Below are 9,526 nucleotides of genomic sequence, written 5' to 3'. Positions count from 1 at the left end.
CTGGATAGTATTGATACTTTTGTCCTTTAATCGCCATAAAAATGCACCCCTTAGAATTCATCGGAATAACCAGGGGGTTTTTCCAATGTCTATTCTAAGGGGTGCACTTCAAACCGGCCGCGGGGTTGTTTTCTGCCAGCGTCTCTCGGCACATATCACATTCAAAGGCCGGAACACCATGAAGAACAATATTATGTTCTTTGAAGCCTTTGACGAAAGAATTTGCATAGATCGATCGGATTCTGGGCAAATTGCTAAAAACCGACAAGCCAAAAAGTGACAACCAGGAGATGCTCCATGGACTCGATTTTCCATACATTCAGAAATAAGTTCCGGCGGGCAACAGCCGCCAGGCACTCCGAGGGGCAGCCCGTGCGCGAGTTGACCACCGATTTGGACGAGCTTATCGACACGGTTCGACAGAACAGCGGCGGCAGTGAAGATATTGTGATCCGACGCTTCAATCTGAGTTCGCCGAGCAATCCGCAGGAAGCGGCTATTATTTATCTCGATGGCATGGCAAATGCGAGGGTGGTCATGGAATCCCTTATTTTCGAAGGGAGGGAGACCGGCATCCTGGCTCATCTGTCCGAAGAAGACGATCCTATGGACTTGATCAAGGATTACGTCCTCAGCGCCGGAGACATCCGCGATATCGCCGACTATGATGCCCTCTACCGCGCCATCCTCTCCGGAGATACCGTCATTTTGCTTGAAGGGCATGCCGGTGGCATTGCCGCAAGCACCCGGGAGTGGAAGGACAGAGGAGTAACCGAACCTGCTACGCAGAACGTGATTCGCGGGCCGCGCGAGGCCTTCTCCGAGACGATGCAGACCAATACGGTACTAATCCGCAGAAAGATCAAGGACGAGAATCTGTGGCTCGAAATGAAACAGATCGGTAGAGTGACCAAGACAGATGTCGCCATGATGTATATAAACGGAATCGCTAGCGGCAAGCTGGTGAACGAAGTGCGCAAACGTCTGGACCGGATCGATATCGATGCTGTGCTTGAGAGCGGGTATATCGAAGAGATGATCCAAGACGAGACGTTCACGTTTTTCCCGACGCTATATAACACGGAACGGCCGGATGTGGCGGCGGCAGGACTGCTGGAGGGCCGAGTCGTCATTCTTGTGGACGGGACGCCTTTCGTGCTGATTGCGCCCGCCCAGTTCACCCACTTCCTGCAGACGGCGGAGGATTACTACATGCGGGCTGATATCAGCTCGCTGGTGCGTCTCCTCCGTTATATATGCTTATTCATCGCGATGCTGGCACCTGCCGCCTATATTGCCATCCTCACCTTCCACCAGGAGATGGTCCCGACACCGCTGCTGATCAGCATCGCCGCCCAGCGCGAAAGGATTCCGTTTCCGGCGTTTGTCGAAGCGCTGCTGATGGAAATTACCTTTGAAATTTTGCGGGAGGCGGGCGTCCGCATGCCCAGGGCCCTCGGCCAATCGATCTCGATCGTGGGAGCCCTCGTCATCGGCCAATCCGCAGTCGATGCTGGACTGGTCAGTCCGGCGATGGTCATTGTTGTGTCGATTACGGCGATTGCTAATTTCGTTATCCCTTCGTTCAATATGGGAATCGCGATCCGGATGATTCGCTTCCTCCTCATGATACTGGCGGCTTCCTTCGGCTTGTTCGGCATTCTGGTCGGGCTGATCGCCATGGTGCTGCATCTTTGCAGCCTGCGTTCATTCGGCATCCCGTATATGGCTCCCTTCGCACCGATTATTATGGAGGACCAGAAGGATAATCTCATTCGCGTCCCGCATCCAGCGATGCTTACCCGCCCGAAGCTGACCAGTCAGACGAATATAGTCCGCGAGGATAGCAACCGGACTGAGAAGTCGGAGCGGGGGGAAGATTAGGGCCATCCAAAGCAGACGTGATGGGTATGGAAATAGAAGAATCGGCAGAAACGGCCGGAAGGATAGAAGGTGATGATCAGCCGGATGCTGAACAGGACGATACCGATTATATTGCTATTACTGTTGCCGCTGCTGCTGACCGGCTGCTGGAACAGACGCGAGCTGAACCAATTGGCGATCGCGTCGGCATACGGCTTTGACAAGGATGGAGACAAGTACACCGTATCCGTCCAGCTGATCAATTCCACTGAGAACGCCTCCAACTTCAGCGGCGGGGGTCAGAGATTGCCGGTCGTTACGCAGCAGCTTGCGGGGGGACGAACGATTTTCGAATCAGTCCGGGAATTAACGACGACAACGTCGCGCAAAATCTACTCCGCCCATATCCGCATTCTCGTCATCGGTGAGGAGCTGGCGAGGGATGGAATCGCTAAGGTGTTGGATGGGCTTTCTCGCGATCATGAACTGCGAACCGATTTTTACATTATTATCGCAAAGGGCGGCACGGCGGAAGATGTGCTGAAGATTCTGACCCCGTTGGAGAAAATCCCCTCCAACAAGCTGTACTCTTCCCTGACGTCTTCCGAAGATAATTGGGGAGTCTCGGTCAAGACCGACCTGCATCAGTTGATCAGCGAGCTTGTGAGCAAGGGAATGGACCCAGCGCTCGCAGCGGTCCGTATAATCGGCAATCCGGATACCGGGGAGTCGAGAAATAATTTGGAATCTGTTAGTCCTCATGCAGTCCAGAAATTCCAGGGTGCAGCTGTATTTCGCAAGGACAAGCTGGTTGGCTGGCTGACAGGCGACGAGAACAGGGGTTTAAACTATGTGGAGGGGAATATCAAGAGCACGATCGTCAGGGTTCCATGCGAGGGGGGCGGCAATATGGGAATTGAGCTCATCCGGACAACCGCGAAAATGAATACGGTCATGGAAGGTGGAAAGCCCGCGATGAATGTCCGGATCTACGCCGAAGGGAATATCGGCGAAGCGGAGTGCGGGATGAAGATTGAGAGCAACAGTGCCATAGCTATGCTGCAGACCGAGGTGAACGAAGAGATCAAAACGGTCATCGAAGCGGCACTGAAAAAGGGCAAAATGTGCAAGGCGGATATTTTCGGATTCGGGGAAGAGCTGCACCGCTCCCATCCGAAGCTGTGGCACAAGTTGGAGAATGACTGGGACGAGCATTTCGTTCATCTCCCCATTCATGTTCAGGTCGATACCAAAATAAGACGAACCGGGTCGGTTGTGGGCTCCTTCCTGGAAGATATGGAGAAATAAGCGATGCCATGGCTGTCGATAGCGTTAGTAACGGCTGCCCTCGTCGTTTGGTACGAGGTGCCTAGGATGGTCAGGAAGGGCCAGCGAAGGGAACTGTGGCTGTTCTTCCTCCTGATGGCCTTCGGACTGGCCCTGAGTACTGCGCAAAGCCTGCGACTCAACATCCCCAATCCGCTCGACTGGATAACTGCGGTCTACAGGCCGGTCAGCACGATGATCGGGGCGCTATTGGGCTAGTTCTCGAAAGGGTGAAAATCATGTCGGACAAAGTCCGCATTCACAGCAGACAATTTACCATTCTCGTACTATTGTTCAGTCTGGGCAGCGCCATTATCATCGTCCCTTCAGGGCTTGCAGCAGCCGCGAAACAGGATGGTTGGCTGGCCGCCATCGTCGGCGTCGGCGTCGGGCTCCTGCTGGTGCCGCTCTTTGCGGCGCTGGGCAGCCGGTTTCCCAGCCAATCGCCGATCGTGTACTGCCAGACGATTCTCGGAAGATGGCTCGGAAAGGCGGCCGGCTTCCTATATTTATCGTTTTGCTTTCTCCTGGCAACGTTGGTGCTGCGCAATATTGGCGACTTCATTACAACCATTGTCATGCCTGAAACGCCGATTCAGGCGATCCATATTTTGTTTCTTTGTATTGTCGTCATGGGATTGAGACTTGGCATTGAGGTGATCGCGAGAACGGCGGAAGTTTTTTTGCCCTGGATTATCGGACTAACCGCCATCATGGTTCTGCTCGTCTTGCCGGAGATTCATCTGCACAAAATGGAGCCGTTCGGGGAATTCGGACTCAGGCCGATATTAAAAGGCAGCCTGTCGATCCTCAGCATTCCGTACTTGGAACTGGTTGTGATGCTGATGGTTTTTCCTGCCGTCAGTCCTCTGCGCAAAGCGGGAAAGGCATGGCTCGTCGGCGCGCTGTTCGGAGGCGTTATCATGATCATAGTGACAACCCTCTGCATCGCCGTACTGGGTTGGGATTTCACGGCCAGGCATACGTTCCCCAGTTACACGCTTGCCAAAAAAATTCATATCGATGAATTTTTGCAGCGGATCGAGGTGCTGATGGCCATCATCTGGTTTGTTACGATCTTTTTCAAGCTGGTCCTGACCTTCTATGCTTCAGCGTTGGGAATGGCCGAGCTTTGCGGTCTCAAAAACTTTAAACCTATGCTGTTTCCGCTGGCACTCATCATGCTTGTGCTCTCGCTTGTCGTCTACCCCAATATCGTGTATTTCCGGACTTTCGCCGCACAGAGCTGGTTCCCTTACGTTGCGACCTACGGCTTCGCGTTCCCGGCGCTGCTGCTGCTCGTTGCCGCGCTCCGGGGATTAAGGGAGCCGCAGCAGGAAGCGGGTGCAGATCAAGGCGATAAGCCGGAGCATGGATGAATCCTTGTCAGCTCTCTTTTATTGGCTAACTCAGCGAATATAAGAAACCCTGCTTTAAAGCAACTATGCCAGGGTTCAAGAGACATTCTCCAGCAAATATTATTTCAGGACAATTCAATTAATCCAACTCTCAGGAGAATTTTTTTCCTTAACCCCGCCAGCCACAGCGGGGTTGTTTTTGTTATATGGTTCACTAAGAAGAGGTTCTGCTTCTAGCTCGCATCAAACTCAACCCATCCTTTTACTTGCTTCCTTGATAAGATCATCTCACGATGACCTACGATACGAAATACCCTATCCCCCAGTTGTAACGATTCCGTTATACTTCCAAGCAGCCGTATGTGCGAGCACTTCAGATCCGCACTTTGCAGCTATGTGCATTTTAATTTTAAAAACCGTATATGCTGCAACTCCAAGATCAATACTAATATTACGTATAAGGTGTGAGCCGGTCGTTTCGTAAAAATAAGCAGAAAGCGGTGAATCCGATAGACGCTAACATCAATATGAGAGTGATGACCTACGGTATACAACACGGAAAAGGGATGGATGGGAAAACCAATTTGCGCCGAATAGCTAAAGAAATTGCGGAAGCACATCCGGATGTTGTTACCCTGCAGGGGGTTGACCGTTTTTCACCTCGCAGCGGCTTTCAAGATCAGTTGAACAGGCTAGCTAAACAGCTCGGAATGTATTCCTGTTACTCTCCCAGCTTAAACCTCCTTATCGTCCAATACGGTAATGCCATTCTAAGTCGTTATCCGATTATTGCAAAAAAAATTCAGTATATTGGTGGGTCCATTGAACGAAGGAGTATCCTAACGGTGAGACTGCAAATAGGAGAAGATACGGTCATTGTATTAAATACCCATTTGGGGGTACATAAAAAAGAACGGATAAAACAGGTTCCGATTCTTTTAGAAGTATTAAACAAGCTGGACCGGCCAGCGATTATAACTGGGGACTTTAATATGGAGATGGATGATCCTTTGATGAAACGTTTAAACACCCATTGGCAAAAAATTGTGTTACAAAATAAGTTCCCCACTGTTGAGAATGGCAGAGAGATCGACCATATCTTTGTAAACATGCCGACAGAACAGGCCATAGCCAATGTACATCCTTCCGTCGTATCGGATCATTATCCGGTCATTGCAGAGATTTGTTGGAAAACCAAGTGACAGATGCGAAGTTGAGGCCGACATTGACCTGGGCGGACTTCCGCACCCACTTTCAATGGTATATAAAAAACCACGAGATCTTATCAGAAGATCCCTTGGCCTCTTCAGCTTGCCTTCATCCCAACCCGCCGAATGTGGACTTGACAATGTACATCAACTGTCAGGGTCTTGAATACTTCATCCCATTTCTCTTCCGTTCGAATGTTACGATTCCAGTAACCTGGTTTCTTGGCCCGGAACTGTTCACCAAATCCGAATATATCCGCCCCTGCGAGCTGCAAGTTATTAATTAATTCATTAAAGGCCTTCACTCCCATATCAGCAGATGTTTTGGAAATCTCCTCCAGGTTTTCATGCTTGCTGATTTTGGAGTTCGTAACCTCTTCAATGTCTTCTTCCAGCAACACATGCAACTGCACCTGCGGCTTTCCATTCTTCACTGACACCTGCGTCGTTGTTTTCCGCTGGATAATTCTGATCATAATCATTTCCTTACCTCCCGGGTGTCTTGGAATAAAGGCAGTGTACCCCCCTCTTATCTTGCCTGATACCGCCATATAAAACCCGATTTCAAGAGGCTTGGTGCTTCCAAGCATTTTATCTCCTTGAAAATAAGCAAGACCCGCGATTTCAATGCTTCCTTCCCTATTCATATCAATGAACGGGAGAATCGGATCTATTCCTCTGCTCGAACTCTTACTCCAGAATATACCTATAAATTCATTGGGGTACTTCCCCATCTCGACAGCATGATTAAACATTGCCGACAAATAAAGCGCAGGAACCCTCTCCAGCTGCGGAGCCGCCCTTATGACCTTCTCCGCTCTCCCCTTGGATACACTGAGCCATGAGAGTCTTCGCACTTCTGGATTCCGTCTTAAATAATCGTTCAAGTTCTCAAGTCCCTTACGTGCGACCTTCTCGGAAACGACAATGACACTAAGATGTCCAAGGAACAGCTTATCCGCCAACTGCTGCTGCAGTACACTCATGGCGTCATCCATGGTATGCCCATTAGCTGACAAAATCCAGACCGGTTTCTGTGTAGATCCAGAACCGCCGCCTCCTTCGTTGCCCGGCCCCAGAGGTATACGCCCCGGCACAGCGATTTGTGCAGTAAGATGGTAACCGATGCCCCCCGGTTCCGGGATGGAATCCTGGACATGCGCCACCTCAGGTTCCTCCTCTTCACCTTTAAGAGTTGCAGCATCAACAGCAATCGCAAGTACAACAGCCCGTTCTTCAATTTCCAGACGGTCCCAACATCCTGCCAATAAAGGACATAAAATGCATACAAGTAGTATGCATAAAATCAAGCGAAACGATCTGTTCTTTAACATTGTCACACTCCGTATGAACGTTTTCATTTTTCATGAGATTATCAATAAATCGTATTCTTTCCTTTGATATCTACTGTTATGTAAAAGCCATTCAGGTCGGGCAGCAGGCGTAAAAATTAAGAAGAACAGCCGCATTATCTGCCCTTTAGGGGGTGAATTTGGCCTAACCACCGCCAGCGCGGTGCTGGTCATCAAAAGAGAGGTTAAAAAAGCAGCATTTCAGGTCGAGCGGCCGGTGCTGCAAAGAAAGCCCAGGAACATCCCCGGGCTTTTCATTTTAAAAACATATAAACTGTTCAAGTGGGCTTTTTAATTTTCAAGATGGGAATATCAAGATCACCTCTGTTAACGACTGGCGAAAGCTGTTGAGCTTGACCTTGAAATCTTGAAGGCTAGACGCCATGAAAACGGTCGTCCGCCGGCTGCCCGGATCAGGATTTGGCCGGCAAGTGCGGGGGTAGTTCGACCCAGCCGTTCTCGATAAGAATCTGCTGCGCATCCTCCCCGGCCGTCATATCTTTGGCGATGACCGCCAGGTAATGGCGAACCACGTCCGGTCTCATCGAAGTGGACAGGGCTGTCCCATAATACTGGATGGCGGAGCTTATCGCCGTCACTAAATGTGTCAGCATAAGCTTGTCCGAAAACGGTGGCACGGAGGAGTTTGTAACCTCCGATTCCCACGTTGACGGGAGAGGGATGCGATCCTTCTGAAGCACCTCCTGAAAAAGCTCGCTATGTTTTATCGCATATTTCAAAAATCTTTGCCCGAAGTCGCGCACCTTCTCGGATTGCATGACCTGGTAGAACCCAACAGCCATTGCCGCAATGATTTCCGTTTTTTGAAGATTGTAGTAGATATGGGTGATTTCAAATCCGTTAAGCGGTCTGGATTCACCGAACAGCTTGGACATCAGTCCTACGGGCTTCATCGTTTCTTGGTGATCAGGTGCCGGAATATGAGGCGGTTTCGATAGCATCCCTTTGGACAGTAGAACGTCTGTTGACTTGCCGAACAGCCCCTCCGCGTCCCTGCTGCATTGGGAGAAATAATGACGAATATCGGGGCGGCTAGACGTGGTAATCACCAACGAGAAGGTGGTAATGGCGTTCGCGGACATAATCTGGATATATTTGAGCCAGAAGGCGTCCGAAAACAGTCTCGGAGCATCCGGATGTACGTCTTGATTCGTAAAGCCTATCGGCAGCGGATACTGCTCCCGGCTCAAAAAATATTTTGCGTTCTCAAGATTTCTCTCGGAAATGCTCATGGCGAATTCGTAAACGGATCGGACATCGGCATCTTCAACATGCGCTAACACATATTTTTTTATGCAAATATCAAAACTTTCGAAAATATATTGCTGCCATAGGCTGGTGAGCTCCGACGCCGTCAGCCGTTCGGTGAATTGGTTGTTCATATGGCGAATCCTCCTCGGAAGCGAATAGGATTAGTTTGGCCACGAGCCACCGGGTATATGCATATTCAGGCAATCAAGACGGTGTAACAGCTGCGAGAATGCCTATCAGAGGTGTAACAAACACCCGTTTCAGCGCACCCGAAATATTTCGCTATTCACATCAGGACCGCAGTCAATAACGAGGGTTTCAGGAATATCTGTCAACTGCAAGATATCCGCAAGGGACATCGGCTCATTGGCTTTGATCACTTTGGGGATCAACCAAAATTGCGTTGATCCCGGCGCGGCGATATTGCCGATTCTTCCCACCGATTCGATCCGCTCTCTCACTGAGTCCAAAATTGATCCGCAGCGTATTCCAAACCAGGGCTTCCGTAAAATTTCGGATACTCTATCTTTTGGCACATTCACATAGGTAAGTCTTCACAAGTATTGTAAAGGAAAATGCAAGGGTTAGTCGAATCCTAATTTTACAATTAGGGGGATTGACGACTTGAACGAAATAGACTCCTTTTTTAGAAGTTTTGAAGCGGATATGTGGGCAGCTTGCCACCGCTATTTTGGTGAATGTCGGTTTGTATTTAGGGGGGCCGATCATGTTGCTCTGTTATTACTGAGGTTTGTTTTACGGTTAAGGGGGACCGCATTCCAGCTTGTAGCGCCTCTTATAGTACTTGCCTGGAGCTACTTTTGGGCATAAATATCTTCCCTACAATCACCGATTCACTTTAAGGCCTATCTGAACAAAAAGAAGACAAGTTGCATCAACTGCAGCCTGTCTTCTTACTCTAAAATTGAACATGAGCGAGAATCCCTTCTATTCCGTATTGATCACCAAAAGAACAAATAGATGTCGATAAAATCTGTTCAGTTTCTTGATGATTATTAATTACTCCGCCAGGCAGTGAAGTGCACCCCTTAGAATAGACATTGGAAAAACCCCCTGGTTATTCCGATGAATTCTAAGGGGTGCATTTTTATGGCGATTAAAGGACAAAAGTATCAATACTATCCAG

General features: G+C 49.5%; 9 protein-coding genes. 6 read left to right on the top strand and 3 right to left on the bottom strand.

From position 1 onward, the window contains the following. The 6 genes from AC0YOA_RS37935 to AC0YOA_RS37910 all read left to right on the top strand — a co-directional run. Nucleotides 1-280: hypothetical protein (locus AC0YOA_RS37935; RefSeq protein WP_475790927.1), on the top strand; the 280-nt coding region annotated here is incomplete at its 5' end. Nucleotides 281-297: 17 nt separating this feature from the next. Beyond that, nucleotides 298-1,884, top strand: coding sequence for a spore germination protein (locus AC0YOA_RS37930; protein ID WP_475790926.1), 1,587 nt, complete (start codon nt 298-300; stop codon nt 1,882-1,884). 72 nt (nt 1,885-1,956) lie between these two features. After that, complete coding sequence (locus AC0YOA_RS37925; protein ID WP_475790925.1) at nt 1,957-3,171, top strand: Ger(x)C family spore germination protein; 1,215 nt, start codon at nt 1,957-1,959, stop codon at nt 3,169-3,171. 66 nt (nt 3,172-3,237) lie between these two features. Continuing rightward, complete coding sequence (locus AC0YOA_RS37920) at nt 3,238-3,408, top strand: hypothetical protein (protein WP_475790924.1); 171 nt, start codon at nt 3,238-3,240, stop codon at nt 3,406-3,408. Between the two features lie 20 nt (nt 3,409-3,428). After that, on the top strand, nt 3,429-4,568 hold the full coding sequence (locus AC0YOA_RS37915; protein WP_475790923.1) for a GerAB/ArcD/ProY family transporter: 1,140 nt from the start codon (nt 3,429-3,431) through the stop codon (nt 4,566-4,568). A gap of 479 nt (nt 4,569-5,047) precedes the next feature. Continuing rightward, nucleotides 5,048-5,749, top strand: a complete 702-nt coding sequence (locus tag AC0YOA_RS37910; RefSeq protein ID WP_475790922.1) for an endonuclease/exonuclease/phosphatase family protein — start codon at nt 5,048-5,050, stop codon at nt 5,747-5,749. A 104-nt stretch (nt 5,750-5,853) separates the two neighbouring features. On the opposite strand, the gene AC0YOA_RS37905 is transcribed toward AC0YOA_RS37910, so the two are convergent. From AC0YOA_RS37905 to AC0YOA_RS37895, 3 genes are all read right to left on the bottom strand, one after another. Next, nucleotides 5,854-7,089: a Ger(x)C family spore germination protein gene (locus AC0YOA_RS37905; RefSeq protein WP_475790921.1), complete on the bottom strand. Its 1,236-nt coding sequence runs from the start codon at nt 7,087-7,089 to the stop codon at nt 5,854-5,856. A gap of 431 nt (nt 7,090-7,520) precedes the next feature. Next, nucleotides 7,521-8,510: a DUF3231 family protein gene (locus AC0YOA_RS37900; protein WP_475790920.1), complete on the bottom strand. Its 990-nt coding sequence runs from the start codon at nt 8,508-8,510 to the stop codon at nt 7,521-7,523. A gap of 129 nt (nt 8,511-8,639) precedes the next feature. Further along, entirely contained in the window at nt 8,640-8,819 is a 180-nt protein-coding gene (locus AC0YOA_RS37895) for a hypothetical protein (RefSeq protein ID WP_475790919.1), read from the bottom strand. Between the last annotated feature and the right edge of the window lie 707 nt (nt 8,820-9,526).

The sequence above is a fragment of the Paenibacillus sp. JT22N12 genome (assembly GCF_056269365.1).
Note: the sequence above shows the minus strand (reverse complement) of the source record. Positions and strands in the feature narration are given on the sequence as shown.

Bases quoted from the DNA above. Each gene is read 5' to 3' on its own strand.
- AC0YOA_RS37905 (WP_475790921.1), bottom strand. From the start codon at position 7,089: ATGTTAAAGAACAGATCGTTTCGCTTGATTTTATGCATACTACTTGTA.
- AC0YOA_RS37915 (WP_475790923.1), top strand. From the start codon at position 3,429: ATGTCGGACAAAGTCCGCATTCACAGCAGACAATTTACCATTCTCGTA.
- AC0YOA_RS37920 (WP_475790924.1), top strand. From the start codon at position 3,238: ATGGTCAGGAAGGGCCAGCGAAGGGAACTGTGGCTGTTCTTCCTCCTG.
- AC0YOA_RS37900 (WP_475790920.1), bottom strand. From the start codon at position 8,510: ATGAACAACCAATTCACCGAACGGCTGACGGCGTCGGAGCTCACCAGC.
- AC0YOA_RS37930 (WP_475790926.1), top strand. From the start codon at position 298: ATGGACTCGATTTTCCATACATTCAGAAATAAGTTCCGGCGGGCAACA.
- AC0YOA_RS37925 (WP_475790925.1), top strand. From the start codon at position 1,957: ATGATCAGCCGGATGCTGAACAGGACGATACCGATTATATTGCTATTA.